This window comes from Micromonospora sp. USAFONa4 (genome assembly GCF_057197825.1).
The window spans coordinates 3364138-3387541 of record NZ_CM170072.1; the positions used below are offsets into that span (position 1 = coordinate 3364138).

Here is a 23404-nt window from a genome sequence, read left to right on the forward strand (position 1 = left end):
GACCGACGCCGGCCGACAGCAGTCTTGCTCTTTGCGAGGCAGGGGTTAGGGGTTCGAGTCCCCTGGGCTCCACCAGCACTTTCCTCGGTTGATCTCGGTTTCGAGTGCAGCCATTCGTACGGGCCAGCGGTCACGCGGATCGCGGCATGCCGTGCGTTGGCGTCGCGACCTTCCGGGCACCTGATCGGATCGGGCCTCTACAGTCGGGCGCGGCCCGGATCCTTCGACCAGGATCGTGGTCGAAGGGAGGCCTCGTGATCGCGGCACTCAATCGGCTCGTCGACCTCGTGGAGGAGCACCTCACCGAGGAGTTCGACGTCAGCGGACCGGCCAGGGCGCTCGGCACGACCGAGTACCACCTGCGCCGGATGTTCTCGTCGTTGGCCGGCATGCCGCTGTCGGAGTACGTGCGCCGGCGCCGCATGACCGTCGCCGCCGCCGACGTCGTGCGGGGTGAGGACGATCTGCTGAGCATCGCCGTCCGGCACGGATACGGCTCGACGGAGGCGTTCGGACGTGCGTTCCGGGCGGTCCACGGCGCCAACCCCGGTGACGTTCGCCGCGACGGAGGTCCCCTTCGCACGCAACCGCAGGTCAGGTTCCGCCTGACCGTCGAAGGGAGCATCCCCATGGACACCCGCATCGTGGACCGCCCCGCGTTCCGGCTCGTCGGACACGCGGCCCGGGTCCCACTCATCCATCAGGGCGTCAACCCGCACATCCAGCAGCACATCACCGCGCTCCCGCCGCAGGAGCATCCCCGGCTGAAGGCCCTCAGCGACACCGACCCGGGTGGGCTGCTGCAGGTCTGCGACGACCTCGATCCCGACGGCACCGAGGGCAGCGAGCTGACCTACCTGCACGGGGTCGCGGTGTCCCGGGACACGCCGGTCCCCGAGGATCTGGACGCCATCGAGGTGCCGGCCGGCAGGTGGGCGGTCTTCCGCACCGCCGGGCCCCACCCGCAGGCACTACAGGACACCTGGGCCGCGACCGCGACCGAGTGGTTCCCCTCCAACCCGTGGCGTCTGCGGCCGGGTCCCTCGATGGTGGCGATCCTGGAGCGTGCGGACGACTTCAGCACCGCGACCTGCGAGCTGTGGCTACCCGTCGAGCCGACGTGACGGGGCTGCGGGGCACGGTCCGGTCGGGTCATCCCGGGCCCCGCAGCACCACCTGATGCTTGCGGCAGCGGCAGCGGCAGCATCAGCGGTCAGTGCAGGAAGGTGAAGAGCGTTCCCGTGGCGTCCAGAGGTCGCGGTGTGCCCTGGAACCGGTGGACGCCGACGGAGAACCGCACGTCGGCCGGAGCATGGAACGCCTCCTCCACGAAGCCGGCGTCGCGAAACCACCCCCGTACGGCCGGCGTGAGGTCCGGGGCCCGCCGCGCCCGGGTCCAGATCACGGTGGCCCCCGCCGCGCAGAACCGGGGCAGGGCGGCGACCGTCCGCCGCACGTCGGCGTCCGGGATGTTGCCGAAGACTCCGATCATGAGCACCAGGTCGGCCGGAACCGTTCCGGCGTAGGAGGAGGGCTGGCCCGCGTCCGCCTGCCTGACCACGAGGTGAGAGAGTCCGGCACGCTCGGCGGCGGCCCGCGCGGCGGCCACGTTGCCGGCGTCGTACTCGAGCAGGGTCGCGTGCACGCGCGGGGAGTCGGGCCGTGCGGCGAGGACGCCGATGAGGTCGTGGCCCTGCCCCGCGCAGGCGCTGACCACCGTGAGCCGTTCCTCGGAGCGCTCGTCGAGCCACGAGGCGATGTGCTGCTGCACCAGCCGCAGCCGACGTGACAGCGGGGAGTCCGCGTCGGCGTACGGCTCGTGCCACGCCTGCCAGTCGGTACCGCCGGTCACGGGCGGGCGTGCCCACGCAGCAGCGCGAGGAGCCCGTGGCCGTCCTCGATCCGCGCGTCCGGTTCGCACCCCCGGGAGCGCCGGTTCCCGGTCGGTGCGGGGCGAGCGCATGAGGATCGCGGCGCCCGTGCCGGCGCGACGGGCGCAGACGACGTCGCGGTGCACGGTGTCGCCGACGAACCAGCAGTCGCCGATCGGCACCGCGACGGCGCGGGCCGCCAGCAGCGCCAGTTCCGGGTTCGGCTTCCGGGGCCCGGCCTCGTCGCTGTAGAACTCGGCCCCGAACAGCCCGGAGAGCCCCGCGGCGGCCAGGAAGTCCCGGTGGGCGGCACCGCAGAGCGTGTTGCTGACGACCGCCATCGGCAGGCCGGCGTCGGCGGCGTGCCGCAGGGCCTCGCCGATGCCGGGACGCACCGCCCACTCCCGGCGCCAGGTCCAGGCGTACGCCAGCGGGGTCGCCTCCCGCTCGACGGCGGCGCGGGCCTCCCGCGGCCAGGACCGGGTCACGAAGTCGGCCCACACCTGGGCATGCGGCAGCTCGACCGGGGCGCCCGTCCTGCCCACGTCGTCGCGCCACAGCGCGTATGCCCGCGCGCCCTGGCTTAGGTCACGGGCGATCTGCTCGTCCGGCACGGCGCCGTCGACGAGTTCGGCGAGACGCCGCACCAGACCCGGCGGGGCCGGCGGTTGGGGCGGCGCGTCGGCCAGGACGCCGCCGAAGTCCAGCAGGAGGGCCCGAGGGGTACGAAGCATGCCCGTCATCCTCGCGCACGGGGACAGGCGTCACCACTGTCGATACACGGTCGCCTTGCCGCCCGTCACCAGGCTGGCCGGCGGTACGTCCTCGGCCACGACCGCGCCAGCGGCGACCACGGCGTCCCGGCCGATGCTGACGCCGGGGAGGATGGTGGCACCGGCGCCGATCCACACGTTCTCCGCCACGTCGATGGGCCCTCCGCTCAGCCAGCCCCGTCGCTCCTCCGGATCGACCGGGTGGCCGACGGTGATGAAGGTGGCCTTCGGTCCGACCATCACTCCCTGACCGAGCCGGATGCCGGCGTAGTCCAGGAACGTGCAGTTCTGGTTGATGAACACGCGTTCCGCGAGGTCCAGGCGGAGGCCGTGGTCGCTGTAGAAGGGTGGATAGATCGTGACTCGCTTCGGCAGCGGCCTGCCGAGGATCTGTGCGAACAGCTTCGCCTTGCCCGCCTCGTCCTCGAAGGGCAGGACGTTCAGGCGGGAGGTGAGCTCGGTGACCCGCAGGACCCGCTCGGCCATGGCCTGGAACTCGGGGCTGTGGATGCGCATCAGACGGTCGCTGGACACGCCACGATCCTTCCTGTCGGCTCACGCGCGGACGCGGCCACCGCGGTTCCGTACGGCCGGCCACGAACCGCCCGCCCCGGCAGGTTAGCGTCGGAGGCGTGACCACCGGATCCCCACGTGTGCTCCCGGCCGACAGCGGCATCGCCGAGGCGGCCTCCGTCCTGCGTACCGGCGGGTTGGTGGCCTTTCCCACCGAGACCGTCTACGGGCTCGGCGCGAACGCGCTGGACGCCCGGGCCGCCGCCCGGATCTTCGAGGCGAAGGCGCGGCCCAGCTTCGATCCGCTGATCACGCACCTCGCCGACGCGGCCGAGCTGGAGAAGCTGGTCGGGGCGGTGCCGGCGGCGGTGACGGCGTTGGCCGGGCGCTTCTGGCCCGGGCCGCTCACGCTGATCGTGGACCGGCCGGCGGCGATCCCGCCGATCGTCACCTCCGGGCTGGCGACGATGGCGGTCCGCGTGCCGGACAACGCGTACGCGCGGGCGCTGATCGCCGAGGCCGGGGTGCCGGTGGCGGCGCCGAGCGCGAACCGGTTCGGCCAGCTCAGCCCGACGCGGGCGGAGCACGTGGTGCGGGGGCTGGGCGCCGCCGTGGACGTGGTGCTCGACGGTGGGCCGACGCGGTGCGGCATCGAGTCGACAATCGTGGACGCCCGGGGCGGGCGGCCGGTGGTGCTGCGCCTCGGCGCGCTGCCGATCGAGGCGTTGGAGGAGGCGGCCGGCCCGGTGACCGTACGCCCGGGCAGCTCCGGGCAGCCCGTCGCGCCCGGCACGCTGGCGGCGCACTACGCCCCGCGTACGCCGCTGCGGTTGGCTTCTGGCGGCGAGCCGCCGGCGGCCGACGGGGTCCGGCGCGGCTTCCTGGCCTTCCGGGACCGGCCGGCGGGCGACTGGGCGGCCGTGGAGGTGCTCTCCGCCGCCGGCGACCTGACCGAGGCCGCCGCGCGGCTGTTCGACGCGCTGCACGAGCTGGACGCCGCCGGGGTCGGCGAGATCCTGGTCGAGCCGGTGCCCGAGGTGGGCGTCGGCCGTGCGGTCAACGACCGGCTGCGCCGCGCCGCCGCCACCTGGCACCCGACGGCCTGAGGCGGGCGCGGGCGACCGGGTCGGGCGGCGCGAACGGCTGTCGGGGCCGGCGGTTCCCTCCGGGTGCATGGGCCGGGAGGACGGGGGTAGGAGAAACGGCAACGATCCCCCTGGAAGTGAGGTGTCAGCCAATGCCGACCGCACGCGAGATCATGACGAACGACGTGACCTGCATCCGTGAGCAGGACGACCTCAAGACGGCTGCCAAGCAGATGGCCCAGCTGGGCGTCGGCTCGCTGCCGATCTGCGGGGACGACAACCGGCTCAAGGGAATGCTGACCGACCGCGACATCGTGGTGAAGGTCCTCGCCGAGGGCCGCGACCCGGGCCGCGTCACCGCCGGTGAACTCGCCCAGGGCGAGGCGGTGACGATCGGCGCCGACGACGACGCGGCGGAGATCCTGCGGACAATGAGCCAGCACAAGGTGCGCCGGCTGCCGGTGATCGACGGGCACGAGCTCGTCGGCATCGTGGCCGTCGCCGACGTGGCCCGCTCCCTGCCCGAGCGCCCGGTGGGCGACCTCATCGAGGCCATCTCCGAGCGCGCCTGACCACGCGTCACGACCGATCGCCGCCCTCCGGCCCCGGCCGGGAGGCGGCGATCGGCGTACGCGGTGCACCGGCGGCCGGATGCGCGGGAGGAGGCCCCGGCGGGACCGGACGGGAGGTCGGCGGCTCAGTCCGGTGGGGTCAGCGGGACGGTCTCGCCGCGGGCGATGGTGCGGACGGTTCCGGCGAGGCCGCGCCGCCGGGCCTCCGCCACGAAGTGGCCCAGCGGCGAGCGGAACACCGGGTAGTCGTCGTAGTGGATCGGCACGGTGAGCTTCGGCCGCACCAGTTCGACCAGGTCGGCGCCCTGCCGCGCGTCCATGGTGAGCAGGATGCCGGCGATCCTGGTGCCGCCGAGGTGGATCAGCATCGCGTCGATGTCCGGGTACCGCCCGGGGATGTCGGCCAGCATCGGCCGGTTGAGCGTGTCGCCGGTGACGTAGAGGCGGAACCGGCGGCTGCCGTCGCGTTCCAGGTCGATCATCGTGCCCATCACGTCGGGCATCAGCAGGTCCAGCGCGCCCGGCCCGTGCCTTCCCGGCATCGAGGTCAGCCGCAGCGTCTCGCCGTCGCGGCGCAGCTCCCGGGAGTTCCAGGTGGGCAGCCCCTCGGCCGCCCGGAAGCCCCAGCGGCGCAGCTTCCGCTCGGCGGCGGGAGTGGTGACGATGGGCAGCTCCCGGTCGAGTTCCCGGCGGGCCACGCGGTCGAAGTGGTCGCCGTGCAGGTGGGAGAGGACGACCGCGTCCAGCGACGGCAGTTGGGCGATCCGCAGCGCGGGGTCGGTGCGCCGCCGCGACCAGAGCCCCTTGCCCAGGTACGCGCGTTGGCCCCGGTGCAGGAAGTTCGGGTCGGTGAGCAGGGTGAACCCGCCGATCCGCAGCACCGTGGTGGCGGTGCCGATGAACGTGACCTCGGGCTGCGTCGTCGACATGTGCACCTCCACCGGTAGCCCTACCCGTGATCGGCGGGCTCATTCCGGCCGGGGTCACGGCGTGCTGGTCGACTGCGGACGGCGGGCCCGGTCACTCCGGTTCGTCGTCCGTGCCGGTCCCGGAGCCGGGCAGGCGCTCCACCAGGCGGGTGAGCGCGCCGTTGGCGAAGGTGGCGCCGAGCGCGGAGCCCGTCGCGATGGTCCAGCCGACCGGGCCGAGCGGTGTGCAGCCGAAGAAGTGGCTGACCCCCGGCGTCTGGACGACCACCACCAGCGCCCCGAGCGACGCGGCGGTGGAGGCCAGTACGGCCGGGCTGGTGCCGCCGGCCAGCACCGTCTGGCCGAGCTGGGTGCCGACCAGCGAGACCAGTGCGACGGTGCCCGCCCGTCTGCGTCGCCCGGTGTAGCGGGCCAGCGTCCAGCCGGCGGTGGCGCCCAGCGTGGTGGCGGCGGCGCGCAGCCCGATCTCCCGGGTCATCGTCTCGCCCAGCGAGGTGTCGGGGCCCTCCCGGAGCAGGCCGTCGGCGTGGTCCGCGTCGGGTGGCCGGATCGCGATCGCCAACGCCGGTGCCAGGTCGGTGAGCAGGTTGACCAGGAGCAGTTGCCGGCCGGTGAGCGCCGAGCGGCCGGTCGCGGCGGCGGTCAGCACGCTGAACGCGATCTCGCCGAGGTTCCCGCCGACCAGGATGCTGAGCGCGTGGCGTACCGAGGACCACATCGCCCGGCCCTCGACCAGGGTGGCGATGATGGTCTCCAGCCGGTCGTCGGTGACCACCAGGTCGGCCGCCGCCCGGGCCGCCGGGGTGCCCCGCTGACCGAGGGCGATGCCCACGTCGGCCAGCCGGATCGCCGCGGCGTCGTTGGCGCCGTCGCCGGTCATCGCCACCGTACGTCCGCACCGCTGCAACGCCTGGATGATCCGGACCTTGTGCGCCGGGGTGCACCGGGCCACCACGTCCGTGGCGGCGAGCCGCGCGCCGAGGGCCTCGTCGTCGAGCTGGTCGAGTTCCGTCGCGGTGACGACCCGCTGGTCCTCGTGGTCGCTGATGGTGGCCGCGATCGCCTCGGCAGTCGCCGGATGGTCACCGGTGATCATGATGGTGTGCACGCCGGCCTGGCGGATCCGGCGTACGGCGGGGGCGGCGCTCTCGCGTACCCCGTCGGCGAGGGCCAGGAAGCCGACGAAGGTCAGGTCGTGCACCTGTTCGTCGGTGACCTCGGGCGAGGAGACCCGGCACTCGGCCACGGCGAGGATGCGGTGTCCCGCCCCCGCCCGGTCGGCGAGCACGGCGTGCAGCCCGCCGCGGCCCTCGTCGTCGAGGGGCTCGTCGCGTCCCCCCGGCGTACGCCAGGCCGAGCACCGGGGCAGCACCGACTCCGGCGCCCCCTTCACGCTGAGCAGCAGCCGGTCCCCGGCCCGGCCGACGGTGGCGTGGTAGCCGCGGGACGGCTCGAACGGTAGCCCACCCACCGGCTCCCATCCCTGGGCGCCGGTCTGCTCGGTCACCCCGGCGGCCTGCGCGCCGGACCGGACCGCCCGGTCGGTCTGCTGGGCCAGGTCGTGGGGGTCGTCGGCGCCCGGGGTGGCGCGCAGCGCGGCCGAGAGGGTGCGCAGCAGGCCGTCGTCGAGGCGGTCGACCGGTGCGTACCGGCCGTCGTCGCCGACCCCGGCGAGCATCAGCTGCCCCTCCGTGAGGGTGCCGGTCTTGTCGAAGCAGAGCACGTCCACCCGCCCGAGCGTCTCGATCGTGCGCGGGTTGCGGACCAGCGCGCCGTGCTCCGCCAGCCGCCGTGCGGCGGCGAGCTGTGCGGCGCTGACCAGGAAAGGCAGCCCCTCCGGCACGGACGCTACGGCCAGGTTCGCGGCGGTCGCGGCGGTCTGGGCCAGGGGTACGCCCCGAAGCAGGCCCGCGCCGGCCACCGCCACCGCCGATCCGGCGGCCAGCGGGATCGCCGCCCGGGTCAACCGGCCCAGCCGTGCCTCCACGCCGCTCGACGGTGGGGCCTGCCGGGCCATCGCCAGGCTCCGCCCCGCCTCGGTGCCCGCACCCGTCGCGACCACCACCGCCGTCCCGTGGCCGGCGGCGACGCTGGTGCCCTCGTAGAGCATCGACCGCCGGTCGGCGACGGCGGCGGCGACCACCGGCTGGTCGGTCTTGCCGACCGGCAGCGACTCGCCGGTGAGCGAGGACTCGTCCATCTCCAGCCCGGCCGACTCCAGCAGCCGGCAGTCGGCCGGGACGGCGTCCCCCGATTCGAGGAGGACGACGTCCCCCGGCACCAGGTCCTCGGCCGGCAGGATCCGCTCCGCGCCGTCGCGGCGTACCCGGGCGGTCACCGCCGAGCGGGACAGCAGTTCGGCCAGCGACCGCTCGGTGTTGTGCTGGTGCACCGCCCCGAGCAGCGCCGACCCGCCGACCACGCCGCCGACGAGGGCGGCGTCGACGGGCGAGCCGAAGGTGGCCGAGAGCACCGCCCCGGCGGCCAGCACCGGGGTGAGCGGGTTGGCCAGCTCGTCGACGAAGGCGCGCAGCAGCCCCGTCGACCCCGAGGGCCGGGCGTCCCGGTCGCCCCGGCGGCGCTCGGCCTCGTCGGTGGCGAGCCCGTCGGGGCCGGTGTCGAGGTGGTCGAGCACGGTCGAGGACGGCATCAGGTGCCAGGCGGTGACGGCCGGGGTCGGGCCGTCCGTCCGGTCGGGCAGCCGGTGTGCCCGCAGGACGCCGTGGGCGAAGGCCAACGCCGCCGCCCCGTTCACGGGCACGACGGCGCGTACGGGCAGCCGCTCGCGGGGGGCGGTGAGCGCGTTCAGCGCGCCGAGGCCGGTGCCGGCCATCGCCAGGCCGATGTTCTGCCGGGTCATCCGACGGGCCACCCCCGCCGCCTCGACGATCAGTGCCGCCACCCGCAGGTCGGCGCCGAGCAGCAGGTGCGCGCCCCAGGGCGGCAGCTCCTCGGGGCCGCTGAGCCCCAGTCCGCAGTCGGCGACGCCCAGCGCGGCGCGGTCGGCGGAGACCACCATCACCATGGCCCCGCCGCGTTGCAGATCCCGCACCGACTCGGCCAGCCGGTCGCGGCCCGGCAGGTGGGCGTCGGCGAAGCCGTACCGCCGCTCGTCGTCGCCGGCCACGACCAGCCGCAGGCCGGCCTGGCGGGCGGCGACCGACAGGGCGTCGACGCCCGGCGCCGGCTCCGGTTCGACCCGCAGCACGGCCGCGAGGGTGTCGCCGTCGGCAAGGCCGAGCAGGAGTCCGCCCGCGTCGCGCAGCCGCCGGCTGTCGCCGGTGTCGCCCGGGTCCTCGACGTCCAGCGCGTCCAGCGGCCCGAGCCGCCAGCCGTCGGCGTGCCGGGGCTCGCGGGGCGCGGCGGGATCGAAGAGAGCGAACGCGCGCGCCGCCACCCGCCCGATGTCCGCCCCGGCCAGCGGCGCCAGGTCGGCCAGCACGCCCCGGTCGGAGCCGAGCACGGCGGCGTCCAGGACCAGGGTGTCGATCCGGTCCAGTTCGCGCAGCACGCTGCGGTCCATCGCGATCACGCCGCGGCGGGCGAGGATGCGGCCGAGCTGCGCGGCGTACCCCTCGCGTCCGCTGCCAGGAGCCTTGGGCAGCGTGGAGAGGCCCAGCGCGGCGGCCCGCTTCCCACCCACGACCGGCGTCGCGGCGGCCGCCGCCACGGCGCCCGCGGCGAGCGTCCGGGACACGTACCTCTCGACGGGGCCGTCCGGCTTCGGCCGGGGGCGCTCGATCTTCGGCACGGAGGCGGCGGCCCGCTCCGGATGCCCGGTCAGCCGAGGTTCGGCCTCTGCCCAGGCGCGGAGCTGGGCCCGCGCCTCGCCCCACTGCACCACCCGTTGCGCGCCGTCGAGCATGAGCCCGGCCCAGCCGCCCGTCAGGCCCAGCGCCACCGCCTCGGCCAGCGGGAACAGCAGGTCGGCGCGGGGGTCGGAGCGTAGCCCCCGGTCCGCCAGGGCGTGCAGCTTCGGGTGCAGGTCGACCGCGACGAGCAGCCCGGCGATCTCCCCCGGCACCGGCGTGAACGGCAGGATCCGGGTGGCGGCGGAGAGGGTCAGGCCCAGGGCGTCGGAGGCCAGCGCGCCGAGGGTGCGCGGCGTGCGCGGCCCCTCCTCGGGCGGGTGCGGCGGCGGGATCTCCGGGTCCGGCTCGTGGGGGCAGGTGCGTTCGGTACGGGCGACGGTCGCGATGAGGTCCCGCAGGGCGGGCTCCGGCGTACCGACGGCGACGACCACCCGGCCGGACGGGGCGTTGACCCGCGCCCACTCGACGCCGGGCATCCGCTCCAGCGCCGCCTCGACCTGACGTGCGAGTACGTCGCCGCCGTCCTGGCAGACCCCGATCACCTCGATGTGGTGCCGGCCGGGGCGGGACCAGACCCGACGCCGGCTGAGCCCGGCCGCCCGCGCCAGCCGGGCCGCGACGGCACCGACGTTCCGGGACGCCTCGCCGACGACCGGCGGCACCGGCACCGGCGGAAGGAGCCGGCCGGCGGTGCGGACCAGTGAGATCATCGAGGCGTACGACCGGACGGGCGCCGGTCAGGCCCCTCGCTGCCGCTGCTCCCGCCGTACGCCATCTCGCCTCCCACGCCCGAAGCTCCGGCGGCCTGGCTTCCCGGCTGATCGTCCGTTATGCGCTCCGAGCAGCGGAAGTTCCCCGGATGGGTCGGAGAGAGTCGGGTCACCCTTGACCTGAAGCCGGGTTGAGGTCCGAGGCTGGTCGCATGCTGATCGAACTGCTCCGCCGCGAGCCGGGTCCGTCGGACCCACGGGCCCGCCTCGGCTACCGACCGTTGTGGCTGCCGGGCGCGGCGGGCCGGAGGTGACCGGAACGGCGACGCACGCCGCCCGGGTCGCCGACGAGGCCGGGCTCTTCGCACCCCGGCTGCGCGCGATGACGGTGGGCAGCGTCGCGCTGATCTCGCTGCTCGCCTTCGAGGCGCTGGCGGTGGGTACCGCCATGCCGACCGTCGCCCGCAACCTCGACGGGCTGGCCCTCTACGGGATCGCCTTCGGGGGTCCGTTCGCCGCCGGCGTGCTCGCCATGGTCGCCTCCGGCATCTGGTGCGACTCGCGGGGCCCCCGGGCGCCGATGTGGCACGGGCTCGGCTGGTTCGTGCTGGGGCTGGTGCTCGCCGGTGGCGCCACCACCATGGGCGTCCTGGTCGCCGGCCGGATCGTGCAGGGCCTCGGCTCCGGCCTGCTCTCGGTGGCGCTCTACGTGATCGTCGGGCAGGCGTACCCGGAGGCGCTGCACCGGCGAATCTTCGCGGCGTTCGCCGCCGCGTGGGTCGTACCGTCGCTGGTCGGGCCGGCGCTGGCCGGCCTGCTCGTGGAACACCTCGGGTGGCGCTGGGTCTTCCTGGCGGTGCCGGTGGTGGCGGTGCCGGCGGTACTGCTGATCCACCCCGGCCTGCGGGCGATCGGCGTGCCCCCGGTGACCCGGTTGCCGTCCGGCGCGGCGGCCCGGATCGGCTGGGCCTGCGGGGCGGGGGTGAGCGCCGCACTGTTGCACATCGGGGGGCAGCAGCGCGGCGCTGCCGCCGTCGGGCTGGTGGCCCTGGCGCTGATCGGACTGCTGGTCTGCGCGCCCCGGCTGCTGCCGGCCGGGTTCCTGCGCGCCGGCCGGGGCCTGCCCACGGTGATCGGGCTGCGCGGTCTCGCCTCGGCCGCGTTCGTGGGCGCGGAGGTGGTGATCCCGCTGATGCTCTCGCGGGAGCGCGGGCTGTCGCCGACCGCCGCCGGCCTGGTCCTGACCACGGGCGCGCTCGCCTGGTCGGCGGGTTCCTGGTTGCAGGGGCGGATGCCGCCGCCGCGCTCCCGGGCCACCCTGCCGAGGGCGGGGCTGACCTGCATCGCCGCCGGTACGGCCGTGGTCACGCTCGCCGTCGCGCCGGCGGTGCCGGTCTGGGTCGGCGTGCTGGGCTGGGCCGGCGCGGGTCTCGGCATGGGGCTGCTCTACCCCTCGTTGTCGGTGCTCACGCTGGAGCTGTCCGCCCCCGGCGAGCAGGGCCGCAACAGCTCCTCGCTGCAACTGGGCGACTCGCTCTTCGCGGCAACCGTGCTGGCGCTCACCGGCGCGGTGCTCGCGGCCGGCGCGGCCCCGGGACCGGCCAGTTACGCCGGCACGCTCGCGGTGGCCTCCGGGCTGGCCCTGCTGGGTGTCGTGCTCGCCGGCCGGGTGGTGCCTGGCGCGTCCGGGATCCGCGCCGGCTGACCGCCCGCCGGGTGCCCGACCCCGGCACGGCCGGCGGCGATGTGCCGATCCGGTCCGGTGGCGGCCGTCGGCCCGGGAGGATGGGCGGGCGATGAACTTCCTGACCATCCTGCCGATGGCCGTGGTGATGATCGCCGGGACGCAGCTGGTCGCGGCGGTCTTCCTCGCCTCGGCGGACCGGCCGCGTGCCGCGTCGCTGGGCTACCTGGGCGGGGCGGGGATCGTGGTGGCGGGCGGGGTGACGGCGAGCTGGCTGCTCACCCGGGCCGTGAAGGTCGACGTCGGTGCCGGGCTCGGGCAGCGCGCGGTGCAGAGCCGGATCGACGTGGCCGTGCTGGCGTTGCTGCTCGTCCTGGCGGTGGTCGTCTTCCTGCGCCGGCACACCGCCGGCCCGCCGAAGTGGATGGGCAACCTCCAGCGGGCGAGCCCGGCGTACGCGCTGCGGCTCGGCGTCCTGCTCTTCCTGGCCATGCCGACGGACGACCTCACCATGCTCACCGTCGGGGCGAGCGCCGCCCGGCACGACCTGTCCTGGTGGCACCTGCTGCCGTTCGTCCTGCTCACGCTGGCGCTGCTGGCCCTGCCGCTGCTGGCGTTGCTGCTGCTCGGCTACCGGGCCGAGACGGTGCTGCCCCGGATCCGGGACTGGGCCGGGCGGCACTCCTGGGTGGTCAGCGAGATCGTCATCGGGTTCTTCGTCGTCCTGACGGCTGCCGAGCTGCTGCGATGAGCCGTCGCACAGCCGGTCACACGCGGGGGCCGGGCGCCGTCACCACCACTGTCGTGCGGCGGGCGCGCGACGGTCGGAGAGGGAGGGAACCATGCGGGTGCTGGTCACCGGGGCGGGCGGTCGGCTCGGGCGGGTGGTGCTACCCCGGCTGCGCGCCGAGGGGTGGGACGTGCGGGCGACGAGCCGGCGGGCGCGTACCGGCTCGTGGGTGGTCGCCGACCTGGCCACCGGGGAGGGGGTGGTCGAGGCGGTGGCCGGCGTGGACGCCGTACTGCACCTGGCCTCGGCACCGAACCGGGGGCGGCAGACCCACCGGGTCGACGTGCTCGGCACCCGCCGGCTGGTCGTCGCCGCCGGGCAGGCGGGCGTACGGCACCTGGTCTACGTCTCGATCGTCGGGGTGGACCGGGTGCCGATCCCCTACTACCGGCACAAGCTCGCCGCCGAGCAGGTCGTGGCGGCCGGCACGGTGCCGTGGACGGTGCTGCGGGCGACCCAGTTCCCGGAGTTCCTCGACGGGATGCTGCGTGGGGCGAGCCGCCTCGGTCCCGTGATCGGCGACCCGGCCGTACTCGCCCAGCCGGTGGATCCCGGCGAGGTCGCGGACCGCCTCGTCCGGCGGCTCACCGCCGGCCCGCTGCGCGGCGTCGAGGAGTACGGCGGCCCGGAGGTGCTCCGCTTCGACGACGCGGCCCGCGCGTGGACGGCCGCGCGGCGGTCCCGCCGCCCGCTGCTCCCGGTCCGGATCCCCGGTGGGATCGGCCGCGCCCTGCGCTCGGGCGGCCTGGTCACCGAAGCGACCCCGAAGGGCGCCCGGACCTGGGCCGACCACCTCGCCGACACGTACGGGGGAACGGGCGCAAGATGAACGGCCTGCGCGTTCACGTCCGGCCTACCGTGACGCCATGTTCGCCATGGTCGCCACCGTCATCCTGTACGTCGCCGGTTTCGTCTTCCTCTACGGCGTGATCCGGCTCGCCATCCGCCACGCCCTGGAGGAGATGGAGGTGCGCCGGGTCCAGGCCGAGCGGGCGGAGGAACTGGCCTCCGTCCGGGACCGCGCGCTGCTCCGCGAGAACGGCTTTCTCACCGGCAACTGACCGGCCCCGTCCCGGTCGGCCCGGGACGGGGCCGGTGCTCCGGGTGACTAGAAGTCGGCGGCCACGGCCAGGTTGAACTTGTCGACGGCGGCCTTCTTCTCCTCCGGGAGCGACTCGACGTCGATCCGGTCGGTCTCGCCTCTCCCGTCGTGGGTGTCGACACCCTTGAGGAGGTGGTCGACGATGGAGTTCGCCTCGTCGGTCGTGAAGCCTGCGTCGGTCAGGATGTGCAGCGGAAGTTCACTCATGCCGATCGCCGGTACCCGGCATCACCCGCTCCCACACGCCGTCGGCACCCGTCTCCGGATCGATAGGGGTGACCCCCTGTCGACGACGGTTCCGCTCGCTGGTCAGGTGATGGAACGCCGGGCCCGGGCGGGTGCGAGGATCGCAGGCGTGATGGGGACGCTGAAGACCGAACCTGCCCGCAGTCGGCTCGACCTGCTCGCTCCGCCGGTCGCCGCCGCCGTCGGGCAGTGGCCCGCCGAGGCGCCGGTGGACGTCGACGACGTGCTGGTGGCGCCGATCGACGCCGAGCTGGCCGACACCGCCGCCTTCTGCGCCGCGTACGAGGTGGGGCTGGACGAGTCGGCCAACTGCGTGGTGGTGGCCGGCAAGCGTGAGGGAGTCGTGCGCTACGCGGCCTGCGTCGTACTCGCCACCACCCGCGTCGACGTCAACGGGGTGGCCCGCCGCGCGCTCGACGTGCGGAAGGCGAGCTTCGCGCCGATGGCCGAGGCGGTGGAGCTGACCAGCATGGAGTACGGCGGCATCACCCCGATCGGCCTGCCGGAGCAGTGGCCGATCCTGGTCGACGCGCGGGTGATCGCCGCCCCGCACGTGATCATCGGGTCGGGCGTACGGCACAGCAAGATCGCGCTGCCCGGGCCGGCGCTCGGCGCGCTGCCCGGCGCGCGCGTGGTGGAGGGGCTGGCCAGGCCGGCCTGACCGGTGACGGACGTCGATGCCGTTGCACGTGAAACATCACACACGTCGATGTCTGCCGTCGGAGGTCGATCCGCCCGTCGCCGTGGACGGCTCAGTCGGCTTCGGCCTGGCGGCGGTCCACCTCGGCCAGGGCGGCGAGCAGCGTCTCCGGCTCCTGCGCGCCGGTGACCGCGTACCTGCCAGCCAGCACGAAGGTGGGCACGCTGGTCACCCCGATCTGCCGGGCGGTGGCCAGCTCGTCGGAGAGTTCCGCCACCCGCTCGCCGGAGTCGAGGAAGCGGCGCGCCTCGGCCGCGTCCAGGCCCACCTCGGCGGCGAGCGCGGCGAGCGCGTCGCGGGAGCCGACATCGACGCCGTCGGTGAAGTGGGCGCGGTAGAGCGCGTCGACCGTCTCGGCGGCGCGTCCACGGTCGGTGGCCCAGGCGACCAGGCGGTGCGCGTCGAAGGTGTTCGCCGCGACCGCGCGGTCGAAGTCGAGCTTCAGGCCGACCTGGGCCCCCACCTCCGTCACCTGACCGAACATCTGCCGGACGCGGTCCGGCCCGCCGAACTTCGCGGCCATCGCGTCGACCAGCGGACGCGGCTCCGGCACCGGCGACGGGTCGAGCTGGAACGGCCGGTAGCGGACGGTCACCTCGCCGTCGTACGACTCCAGGGCCTGCTCCAGCCGACGCTTGCCGATGTAGCACCAGGGGCACACGACGTCGGCGTAGATCTCGATCTCCATGTCGGGTGACAACCCTCCGTCTAGCTGGTCTGTTCCCGAACCTGCCGCTTGAGCCGGGCCAGGATGGCCGTGCCGCCGCGCACCCGCAGCGGGCTGATCGCCTGGGCCAGTCCCATCCGCTGGTAGAGGTCGTCGGGCACGGCGAGCACCTCGTCCGCGCTCGCCCCGGCCAGCCCCTCGGCGAGGATGCCGGCGAACGCGCGCGTGGTGGGCGCCTCCGGAGGGCAGTCGAACAGCGTCTCCACCGTCTTCTCCGGCGTCACCCGGGCGCGCAGGAAGAACGCCGTCTGGCACTCCGGCACCTGCTCCATGCCCTCCCGGTCGGCGGCGCCGGCGGGCAGCGGCGGGATGACGTCGGCGTACTCCAGCAGCATCTCCAGCACCACGTCGCGGGGCGCGGCGGCGAACTCGTCGACGATCTCGGAAAGCCTGGCCGGCATGGATGACATGCCTCCGAGGCTACCGCCGGAGGAAGGGACCCTTTCTACACCGGTAGGCGTTAGCAAGGGGCCCTTCCTTGCACCTCAGACGGTCGGTGCCTGCTCGCTGATGTCGCTCAGCGCCGAGTGGGGGTCGAGCTGCATCGCGAGGTCGCCGAGGGAGACGATGCCGACCAGCTTGCGCTCGCTGTCGCAGACCAGCACCCGCCGGATGCCCCGCTCCCGCATCAGGGCGGCCGCCTCGGCCGCGGTCGAGTGCTGCTCGATCATCACCACCTCGCGGGTGATGATCGAGCCGATCGTGGTGGTGGCCGGGTCGCTGCGCTCGGCCACCGCCCGTACGACGATGTCCCGGTCGGTGAGCATGCCGGCGAGGGTGGCGCCGTCGGTGACGACCACGTCGCCGATGTCCGCCTCCTTCATCACCCTGGCCGCCTCGTCCAGGGTGGTCTCGGCCGGCAGGTAGATGACCTGCTTCGTCATCACGTCGCTGACCCGGTAACCGGTCATGAGAGCCTCCAGAACGCATTCAGTCGATCGGACTGCGGTACCCCGTGACACGTTCGCTACACCACGTTCCCGCGCTCCCGGTGTACCCGTTCGACCAGCCGGTCCGCCACCCCGTCGACCGGCAGTTCGACGCGCTCGCCGGACGCCCGGTCGCGTAGTTCCACGTGCCCCTCGGCGAGACGGCGGCCGACCACGACGGCGCGCGGGATGCCGATCAGCTCGGCGTCGGTGAACTTCACCCCGGCAGAGACGTGTGTCCGGTCGTCGACGAGCACCCGCAGGCCGGCGGCGGCGAGCCGCCCGCCGAGCTCCAGCGCCGCGTCGAGCTGCGGCCCCTTCCCGGCAGCCACCAGGTGTACGTCGCACGGCGCGACCGCCGCCGGCCAGACGAGCCCCCGCTCGTCGTGGTGCTGTTCGGCGATCGCCGCGACCGCGCGGGACACCCCGATCCCGTAGCAGCCCATGGTCGGCCGGACGGGCTTGCCGGCGGGACCGAGCACGTCGACGGCGAAGGCGTCGGTGTAGCGGCGACCGAGCTGGAAGATGTGCCCGATCTCGATGCCCCGCCGCATGGTCAGCTCGCCGGTGCCGCACGCCGGGCAGGGGTCGCCGGGGCGCACCTCGGCGGCCTCGACCGTGCCGTCCGGCACGAAGTCCCGGCCGCAGACCACGCCCGTCGCGTGCCGGCCCGGCTCGTTCGCGCCGGTCAGCCACGCGCTGCCCGGCACCACCCGGGGATCGGCCAGGTAGCGGATGCCCAGCTTGGCCAGGACCTGCGGCCCGAGGTAGCCCCGGACCAGCTCGGGGTGGGCGTCCCAGCCGTCGAGGACGTCCACCGTGGCCGGGGCGACCGCCGCGCCGAGTCGCTTCAGGTCGACCTCGCGGTCGCCGGGCAGCCCGACCACCAGCAGCTCGGCCTCCTTTGCACCGGGCCGGTGCAGGGCGAGCACCACGTTCTTCAGGGTGTCGGCGGCGGTCCAGCCGTCCCGGCCGCCCAGGCGTCGGGCGTTGGCCAGCTCGACCAGGCTGGCGATGGTCGGGGTCTCGGGGGTGTCGTGCACCTCGGCCGGCGGCTGGGCGTCCGGGTCGCCGGCCGGCGGGGCGGGCGTGGTCACCGCCTCGGTGTTGGCCGCGTAGTCGCAGGCGGTGCAGCCGACGAAGGTGTCCTCGCCGACGGGCGTCGCCGCCAGGAACTCCTCCGACGCCGACCCGCCCATCGCCCCGGAGGTGGCGCGCACGATCGTGTGCTCCAGCCCGAGCCGGTCGAAGATCCGCCGGTACGCGCCGCGGTGCCGCTCGTACGCTGCCGCGAGGCCCGCCTCGTCGAGGTCGAACGAGTAGGCGTCCTTCATCAGGAACTCGCGCCCGCGCAGCAGTCCGGCGCGCGGCCGGGCCTCGTCCCGGAACTTCGTCTGGATCTGGAAGAGCGTCACCGGGAAGTCCCGGTACGAGGTGAACAGGTCCTTGACCAGCAGCGCGGCCAGTTCCTCGTGGGTGGGCGCCAGCAGGTGCTCCGCGCCGCGCCGGTCGGCGAGGGTGAAGATGTCGTCGCCGTACTCCGTCCACCGGCCACTGGTCCGGTAGGGCTCGGCCGGCAGCAGCGCCGGGAAGTGCACCTCCTGGTCGCCGATCGCCGTCATCTCCTGCCGGACCACCTCGGTGACCCGGTCCAGCACCAGCTTGCCCAGCGGCAGCCAGGTGTAGCCGCCCGGTGCGGCGCGACGGATGTAGCCGGCGCGCAGCAGGAGCCGGTGGCTCGGCACCTCCGCGTCGGCCGGGTCCTCGCGCAGGGTCCGGAGCAGCAGGGTCGACATGCGTAGCAGCATTGGCGCAGCGTACGGGGGCCGGTGGCGGGACGACGATCCATTTCGGGTACGGCGGTCAGCCCGGTTCCGGGGCGGGTGGCGTCGCCGGGACGGGGCCGAGCAGGCGGCGCGGGCCCTGACCGGTCTCGCCGAGGTGGTCGTCGGTGTTGCGCAGGAGGCAGCGGTCGATGGAGAGGCAGCCGCACCCGATGCAGTCGGTCAGGTCGTCGCGCAGGTGCTGGAGCTGGGCGATGCGCTGGTCGAGTTCGGCCTGCCAGGTGGTGGAGAGCGCGGCCCAGTCCTCCCGGGTCGGGGTACGCCCGTCCGGCAGACCGGCCAGCGCCTCGGCGACGAGCCGGAGCGGGATGCCGACCCGTTGGGCGACCCGGATGAAGGACACCCGCCGGATCACGTCGCGGGGGTAGCGGCGCTGTCCGCCGCTGGTGCGTCGACTGTGGATCAGCCCCTTGGCCTCGTAGAAGTGCAGAGCCGTGACGGCGACGCCGGTGCGGGCCGCGACCTGGCCGACGGTCAGTTCGGTGTGCTGGGGCGGGAGGCTCGCCATGTCGGCATGCTAGCGGCTTGACCTCGACCATGGTCGAGGTTGAAGACTCGCGTCATGGAGCCGATACGGATCGGAATCGTCGTCGGGTCGACGCGGCCCGGACGACGGGGCAGGGCGGTGGCCGAGTGGGTGCACCACGTCGCCCGTGAGCGGCACCGGGCCGTCGCGTTCGAGCGGCTCGACCTCGTCGACTTCGACCTGCCCCTGCTGGACGAGCCGGTCCCGGCGGCGTTCGGCGACTACCGCCGCCCGCACACCCGGGCCTGGGCCGCCGCCGTCGAGCCGTGCGACGGGTTCGTCTTCGTCACCCCGGAGTACAACCACTCCACCTCGGCCGCCTGCAAGAACGCGATCGACTACCTGTGTGCCGAGTGGCAGCACAAGGCGGCCGGCTTCGTCGGGTACGGCGTGACCGGGGGCTGGCGGGCCGTCGAGGCGCTGCGCCTGGTGCTGGCGGAGGTCCGGGTCGCCGGAGTGCGTACCGCCGTCGGGCTCTCCCTGCCCACCGACTTCACCGGGGAACGCCTGACCCCCGCCGCCCACCAGGAACGCAGCCTGGACGCGATGCTCGACGAACTGCTCACCTGGGCGGCGGCCCTGGCCCCGGTCCGCCGCCCGGCGGCGGCCCCGGCCCCGCCGGTGAGGGCGAACCCTGCCCCACCGCCGGCCGCCGACGCCGGCCGGCCGAGGGCGGCCCGCCCGTGACGGGCATCGCCGCGGCTCCCGCCGCCACCGCCCCCGTCGCCGGTCGCCGGGCGGCGACGGCCGTCCTGCTCGCCGGCTCCCTGCTGACCGTGCTCGCGGGCGCGGTGCTGACCCCGGTGGTCGAGCTGATCCGCGGCGAACTGCGGCTCACCGGCACCGCCGCCGGGCTCGTCCTCACGGCCCACGGACTCTCCCTCGCCCTCGCCGGCCCGCTGGTGGGCCGCGCCATCGACCGGTGGGGGGTGCGCACGCCCCTGGCCCTCGGGCTGATCCTGTACGGTCTCGCCGGCGGCGCGGGTCTGGTCACCGACAGCTACCCCCTGCTGATCGCCACCCGCCTGATCTTCGGCGTCGGCGCGGCGCTCGTCTTCGCGGGGACCACGCTCGGGCTGCTCGACCTGCACGAGGGGGCGGCCCGCGACCGGGCGATGGGCTGGCGGTCCACCGCGATCAGCCTCGGCGGAGTGCTGTTCCCCCTGCTGGGCGGAGTGCTGGGCGGGCTCTCCTGGCACGCCCCGTTCGGCGTCTACCTGGTCGGGGTGCCGCTCGGCCTGGTCACGCTCCGGGTGCTCCCGGGGCGTCGCGCCGCAGTCGACGCCGGTGCGCCACCGGGCCGGCCGGGGTCGCTGTGGAACCTGCTGCGTGGGCATCCCGCGCTCGTCGGGATCTACGGCCTCCAGGTGGTGACCAGCCTGCTGCTGTACGGGGTGCTGGTGTTCCTGCCGCTGCGGCTGGCTGAGGTCGGCATCACCGAGACGGCTGTCGTGGCGCTGTTCACGGGCGCCCCGTCGCTGGCCATGAGCGTCGTCGGTCTGGGCTACGCCCGGGCCCGGGCCCGCCTGGGTCAGGTGCGGCTGCTCGCGATCACCCTCGCCGTCTTCACGGTCGCGCTGGTCACCCTCGGGCTGACCGGTTCGCCGGCGCTCATGCTGGTCGCGCCAGCCGTGTTCGGAATCGGCATGGGGCTGGTCGTGCCGGCGCTGACCGTCCTGGTGGCCGAACACTCCCCGCCCGCCCGGCGTGGCCAGGCCACCGCGCTGCTGGCCAGCGCCACCTTCGCCGGCCTGTTCGTCTCGCCGCTGCTGCTCGGGTCGGTCCAGGCGGCCACCTCGACGCGCGGCACGTTCCTGGCCGGGGCGGCGCTGACCGGTGTCACCCTGGCGCTGCTCGCCATCCGCCTGTGCGTCGGGCAGCGGTCGTCGGCGGCCTGACCCGCCGACGCAGCCCGCGCCCTGGCCGGCGACCTGCCGAAGCCGGTCCGGCAGATCGGATCTTCGGGCCCGATCGGCCGACCGTCGGCGGTGCGAAGGCGGGAAGTTCCCTCCCCGGTGGCGGTACCCCTGGCAGGGCCTGCCCTCAGGACCCGTGGCTGGCGTGGACGGGCTGCTCCAGCAGGGCGGCGAGCCGTTCGGCCACCGGCGGGGCGTGCAGGTGCAGCCGGGCCACGTTGATGCTGTCCTCGCCGACGACCGCGAGCAGCGCCTGCGGGCTGACCGCGTAGACGCTCAGGTAGCCACCGGCGTTGCGGACGGTGGACTGCTGGAACTCGCCCTGCCCCAGCCGCAGCCCGACCTGCCGGCCCAGCCCGTACGTGGTGGCGGCGAGCGCGGCCAGGTCGTTCGGGTCGACGTCGGTCTGCAGGTTGTGGGTGATGAGCAGGCCGTCCACGCCGCCGAGGACGCAGCCGTGCACCCCGGGGATCTGGAGGCGCAGCTCCGACAGCTCGTGCCCGATCGCCGGGTACGGCAGCGACGTGTTCCCGGCCAGCGACGGGGGCAACGACCGGGGCGGCGGAAGGGTGCCCGTGCGTGCGGTGCGGCGGGGAAGCGGGGTCTCGGTGTCGTCGATCCCGCTCACAGCTCCAGGCTCTCCTCGATGCTGCGCAGCTGGTGACGCGCCATCGCCAGGTTGGCGCGGCTCTTGCTCACCATCAGGTAGAGGAAGAGTCCCTTGCCGGTGCGGCTGGTCACCGGGCGGATCAGGTGGTACTGCGTGCCGAGGGTGATGAGGATGTCCTCGATCTCGTCGTTCAGGTTGAGCATCTCGATGGTGCGCAGCTTGGCGCGGACGACATCGGTGTTGCCGGCGGCGGCGACGGTCAGGTCGATCTCCCCGGTTCCACCCGCCACGCCGAGGGTCATCCCACTGTTGTAGTCGACGAGTGCGGCGCCGATCGCGCCGTCGATGCTCATCGCGGTCTTCAGTGCCAGGTCGAGGTTCGACACGCTGCTTTCTCCCAGGACGTGCGGGCGGCGTCGCCCGCTGCGGTGCAGAGGGTGACACGGCGGTGACAAGTGTTACAACCTCGTTAAAAGGCTTGGACGAGGCTCGCACACCGCAGGCCGCAGCGCACCTGCTGGCGCCGCCATCCACCTGACCGGACCGCGCGGGACGGCCGGCGGTCCCCGCAAATAGGACGCTCCGAGGGTTGTCGACGGCGCCACGGAACTCCTCGCATCGACGCAGCGCGGTGATCGGGCTCGTGGCCCCGATCCCGGATCACGCCTGTGGGCACGGTCCCGCCGCCAACGATGACGTCCGCCACGTTTGTCCGTCGGTGCCCCCCGGCACCGGCTCTCCTGGTGAAGACTGTCCCGCGTCGGAAAGGGCCCCTTCCTCCACCGGGGTGCTCTTTCCCACCGCACGTCGGAGGGATGATCAGGTGCGCTGGCGCAGTTACGTGGCGGTCGGGGACAGCTTCACCGAGGGCATGGACGACGCGTACCCGGACGGCAGCTACCGGGGCTGGGCGGACCTGGTGGCCACCCGGCTGGCCGCCGAGGCCGGGCCCGACTTCCGCTACGCGAACCTGGCCATCCGGGGCCGGCTCTTCCCCGGCGTGGTGGCCGAGCAGGTGCCCGCCGCGCTCGCCATGAAGCCCGACCTGATCAGCTTCGCGGCCGGCGGCAACGACGTGCTCCGCCGCACCTTCGACCCGGACGCCCTGGTCACCCGCTTTGACGACGTGGTGCGCAGGCTGCGCTCCGGCGGCGCCGACGTGGTCCTGTTCCGGTTCGCCGACGTGATGGCCCGGCTGCCCGGCCAGCGCCTCGTCGCGCCCCGGGTGCAACTGCTCAACCGGGCCGTCGGCGAGACCGCCGAGCGGCACGGCGCCATCCTGGTCGACCTGTACGCCGACGACGCGTACCTCAACCCGATGCTCTGGAGCACCGACCGGCTACACCTGTCGGAGGCCGGGCACCGGCGGGTCGCGGCGCAGGTGCTCAACGCGCTGGGTGTCGGCTGCGACGAGGAGTGGCTGATGGTGCCGCCGCATCCGGCGCCGACGCCCTGGCTGGCCGCCCGCGCCGCCGACCTGCGCTGGGCCGGGCGGCACCTGGCGCCGTGGATCAAGCGCCGGCTCACCGGCCGCTCCTCCGGCGACACGGTCACCGCCAAGCGCCCGTCGCTCGGCCCGATCATCGACTGAGTCGTGCTCACCCTGCACGCCGCGCCGTTGCTGCGGACCGCGCCCGACGCCCCGCCCACCCCGGGGGCCGCCGTCGCGGTCCGGGCCGACCGGATCGTCGCGGTCGGGTCGTTGGCCGAGCTGACCGGGGCGTACGCCGGAGCCCGAATCCGCCGCTGGCCCGGCACACTCGGGCCGGGGCTGGTGCACGACGGGCCGCTGCCGGCCGCCGACACTCCCCGCGAGCGGGTGCACGCGCTGCTGCGCCTCGGGGTGACCGCCGTGCTGGCCGGTCACCTGACCGATCCGGCGCTGCGGGCCGCCGTGGAGCGCAGCGACCTGGCGGTGCTGCCGGCCGCCGTACCGCCGACGCTGGCGCCCGGCGGGCGCGCCGATCTGGCGGTCCTCGACGCCGACGGCGCCTGCCTGGTGACCGTGGTCGCCGGCCGGATCGCCCACCGCCGCGCCTGACCGCGACGCCGACGAGCCAGCCGT

24 protein-coding genes and 1 pseudogene are annotated in these 23404 nt (G+C 74.7%); 12 read left to right on the top strand and 13 right to left on the bottom strand.

Features of this window, described 5'->3' with window-relative positions; genetic code table 11:
• Positions 1 to 254 precede the first annotated feature (254 nt).
• Positions 255 to 1124 carry an AraC family transcriptional regulator gene (locus tag AC0OO9_RS14700; RefSeq protein WP_484517658.1) on the top strand — a complete coding sequence of 290 codons (870 nt, stop codon included), beginning with the start codon at positions 255 to 257 and terminating at the stop codon, positions 1122 to 1124.
• Between the two features lie 89 nt (positions 1125 to 1213).
• Here AC0OO9_RS14700 and AC0OO9_RS14705 read toward each other — a convergent pair whose 3' ends face one another.
• From AC0OO9_RS14705 to AC0OO9_RS14715, 3 genes and pseudogenes are all read right to left on the bottom strand, one after another.
• Entirely contained in the window at positions 1214 to 1852 is a 639-nt protein-coding gene (locus AC0OO9_RS14705; protein ID WP_484517659.1) for a class I SAM-dependent methyltransferase, read from the bottom strand.
• Positions 1849 to 2605, bottom strand: a pseudogene (locus AC0OO9_RS14710) (HAD family hydrolase). Before AC0OO9_RS14710 ends, AC0OO9_RS14705 begins: the two are co-directional and overlap by 4 nt.
• 30 nt (positions 2606 to 2635) lie before the next feature.
• Entirely contained in the window at positions 2636 to 3178 is a 543-nt protein-coding gene (locus AC0OO9_RS14715) for a DapH/DapD/GlmU-related protein (RefSeq protein WP_484517660.1), read from the bottom strand.
• A 98-nt stretch (positions 3179 to 3276) separates the two neighbouring features.
• On the opposite strand from AC0OO9_RS14715, the gene AC0OO9_RS14720 reads away from it, so the two are divergent.
• A complete protein-coding gene (locus tag AC0OO9_RS14720; protein ID WP_484517661.1) occupies positions 3277 to 4263 on the top strand; it encodes an L-threonylcarbamoyladenylate synthase in 987 nt (328 codons plus the stop codon).
• A gap of 131 nt (positions 4264 to 4394) precedes the next feature.
• Positions 4395 to 4814, top strand: coding sequence for a CBS domain-containing protein (locus tag AC0OO9_RS14725; RefSeq protein WP_121397384.1), 420 nt, complete (start codon positions 4395 to 4397; stop codon positions 4812 to 4814).
• 125 nt (positions 4815 to 4939) lie between these two features.
• Here the strand turns inward: AC0OO9_RS14725 and AC0OO9_RS14730 are convergent, their stop codons facing one another.
• Both AC0OO9_RS14730 and AC0OO9_RS14735 read right to left on the bottom strand, forming a co-directional pair.
• Positions 4940 to 5743: an MBL fold metallo-hydrolase gene (locus AC0OO9_RS14730; protein ID WP_484517663.1), complete on the bottom strand. Its 804-nt coding sequence runs from the start codon at positions 5741 to 5743 to the stop codon at positions 4940 to 4942.
• A 91-nt stretch (positions 5744 to 5834) separates the two neighbouring features.
• Entirely contained in the window at positions 5835 to 10265 is a 4431-nt protein-coding gene (locus AC0OO9_RS14735) for a cation-translocating P-type ATPase (RefSeq protein ID WP_484517664.1), read from the bottom strand.
• A gap of 310 nt (positions 10266 to 10575) precedes the next feature.
• Here AC0OO9_RS14735 and AC0OO9_RS14740 point away from each other — a divergent pair, with 310 nt between their 5' ends.
• From AC0OO9_RS14740 to AC0OO9_RS14755, 4 genes are all read left to right on the top strand, one after another.
• A complete protein-coding gene (locus AC0OO9_RS14740) occupies positions 10576 to 11970 on the top strand; it encodes an MFS transporter (RefSeq protein ID WP_484517665.1) in 1395 nt (464 codons plus the stop codon).
• Positions 11971 to 12061: 91 nt separating this feature from the next.
• Positions 12062 to 12700 carry a GAP family protein gene (locus tag AC0OO9_RS14745; protein WP_484517666.1) on the top strand — a complete coding sequence of 213 codons (639 nt, stop codon included), beginning with the start codon at positions 12062 to 12064 and terminating at the stop codon, positions 12698 to 12700.
• A 91-nt stretch (positions 12701 to 12791) separates the two neighbouring features.
• The gene (locus tag AC0OO9_RS14750) at positions 12792 to 13568 is read left to right on the top strand and encodes an SDR family oxidoreductase (protein WP_484517667.1); all 777 of its coding nucleotides are present in this window, start codon (positions 12792 to 12794) and stop codon (positions 13566 to 13568) included.
• A gap of 37 nt (positions 13569 to 13605) precedes the next feature.
• On the top strand, positions 13606 to 13800 hold the full coding sequence (locus AC0OO9_RS14755) for a hypothetical protein (protein ID WP_132235413.1): 195 nt from the start codon (positions 13606 to 13608) through the stop codon (positions 13798 to 13800).
• A 47-nt stretch (positions 13801 to 13847) separates the two neighbouring features.
• Here AC0OO9_RS14755 and AC0OO9_RS14760 read toward each other — a convergent pair whose 3' ends face one another.
• Positions 13848 to 14048, bottom strand: a complete 201-nt coding sequence (locus AC0OO9_RS14760; RefSeq protein ID WP_151452774.1) for a hypothetical protein — start codon at positions 14046 to 14048, stop codon at positions 13848 to 13850.
• Positions 14049 to 14199: 151 nt separating this feature from the next.
• Here AC0OO9_RS14760 and AC0OO9_RS14765 point away from each other — a divergent pair, with 151 nt between their 5' ends.
• A complete protein-coding gene (locus AC0OO9_RS14765; protein WP_484517955.1) occupies positions 14200 to 14748 on the top strand; it encodes a YbaK/EbsC family protein in 549 nt (182 codons plus the stop codon).
• A gap of 91 nt (positions 14749 to 14839) precedes the next feature.
• On the opposite strand, the gene AC0OO9_RS14770 is transcribed toward AC0OO9_RS14765, so the two are convergent.
• From AC0OO9_RS14770 to soxR, 5 genes are all read right to left on the bottom strand, one after another.
• Positions 14840 to 15475, bottom strand: a complete 636-nt coding sequence (locus AC0OO9_RS14770) for a DsbA family oxidoreductase (RefSeq protein WP_484517668.1) — start codon at positions 15473 to 15475, stop codon at positions 14840 to 14842.
• A gap of 20 nt (positions 15476 to 15495) precedes the next feature.
• The gene (locus AC0OO9_RS14775; protein ID WP_311409990.1) at positions 15496 to 15924 is read right to left on the bottom strand and encodes a SufE family protein; all 429 of its coding nucleotides are present in this window, start codon (positions 15922 to 15924) and stop codon (positions 15496 to 15498) included.
• Positions 15925 to 15999: 75 nt separating this feature from the next.
• Positions 16000 to 16425: a CBS domain-containing protein gene (locus tag AC0OO9_RS14780; protein WP_132235410.1), complete on the bottom strand. Its 426-nt coding sequence runs from the start codon at positions 16423 to 16425 to the stop codon at positions 16000 to 16002.
• Positions 16426 to 16481: 56 nt separating this feature from the next.
• Entirely contained in the window at positions 16482 to 18251 is a 1770-nt protein-coding gene (locus tag AC0OO9_RS14785) for a proline--tRNA ligase (RefSeq protein ID WP_484517669.1), read from the bottom strand.
• Between the two features lie 55 nt (positions 18252 to 18306).
• The gene (gene soxR, locus AC0OO9_RS14790) at positions 18307 to 18795 is read right to left on the bottom strand and encodes a redox-sensitive transcriptional activator SoxR (RefSeq protein ID WP_421456472.1); all 489 of its coding nucleotides are present in this window, start codon (positions 18793 to 18795) and stop codon (positions 18307 to 18309) included.
• A gap of 54 nt (positions 18796 to 18849) precedes the next feature.
• Between soxR and AC0OO9_RS14795 the strand changes: the two genes are divergently transcribed.
• Together AC0OO9_RS14795 and AC0OO9_RS14800 are read left to right on the top strand one after the other, a co-directional pair.
• Positions 18850 to 19500 carry an NADPH-dependent FMN reductase gene (locus AC0OO9_RS14795; RefSeq protein ID WP_484517670.1) on the top strand — a complete coding sequence of 217 codons (651 nt, stop codon included), beginning with the start codon at positions 18850 to 18852 and terminating at the stop codon, positions 19498 to 19500.
• Positions 19497 to 20711, top strand: coding sequence for an MFS transporter (locus AC0OO9_RS14800; protein ID WP_484517671.1), 1215 nt, complete (start codon positions 19497 to 19499; stop codon positions 20709 to 20711). The genes AC0OO9_RS14795 and AC0OO9_RS14800 overlap by 4 nt, the downstream gene beginning before the upstream one ends.
• Before the next feature lie 145 nt (positions 20712 to 20856).
• On the opposite strand, the gene AC0OO9_RS14805 is transcribed toward AC0OO9_RS14800, so the two are convergent.
• Both AC0OO9_RS14805 and AC0OO9_RS14810 read right to left on the bottom strand, forming a co-directional pair.
• Positions 20857 to 21357 (bottom strand): roadblock/LC7 domain-containing protein, encoded by a 501-nt coding sequence (locus AC0OO9_RS14805; RefSeq protein ID WP_484517672.1) that lies wholly within the window; start codon positions 21355 to 21357, stop codon positions 20857 to 20859.
• Positions 21354 to 21725, bottom strand: coding sequence for a hypothetical protein (locus tag AC0OO9_RS14810; protein ID WP_151452779.1), 372 nt, complete (start codon positions 21723 to 21725; stop codon positions 21354 to 21356). The genes AC0OO9_RS14805 and AC0OO9_RS14810 overlap by 4 nt, the downstream gene beginning before the upstream one ends.
• Positions 21726 to 22162: 437 nt before the next feature.
• Between AC0OO9_RS14810 and AC0OO9_RS14815 the strand changes: the two genes are divergently transcribed.
• Both AC0OO9_RS14815 and AC0OO9_RS14820 read left to right on the top strand, forming a co-directional pair.
• Positions 22163 to 22930 carry an SGNH/GDSL hydrolase family protein gene (locus AC0OO9_RS14815; protein WP_484517673.1) on the top strand — a complete coding sequence of 256 codons (768 nt, stop codon included), beginning with the start codon at positions 22163 to 22165 and terminating at the stop codon, positions 22928 to 22930.
• A gap of 3 nt (positions 22931 to 22933) precedes the next feature.
• Positions 22934 to 23380, top strand: coding sequence for an imidazolonepropionase-like domain-containing protein (locus AC0OO9_RS14820; protein ID WP_484517675.1), 447 nt, complete (start codon positions 22934 to 22936; stop codon positions 23378 to 23380).
• The last annotated feature ends 24 nt before the right edge of the window (positions 23381 to 23404 follow it).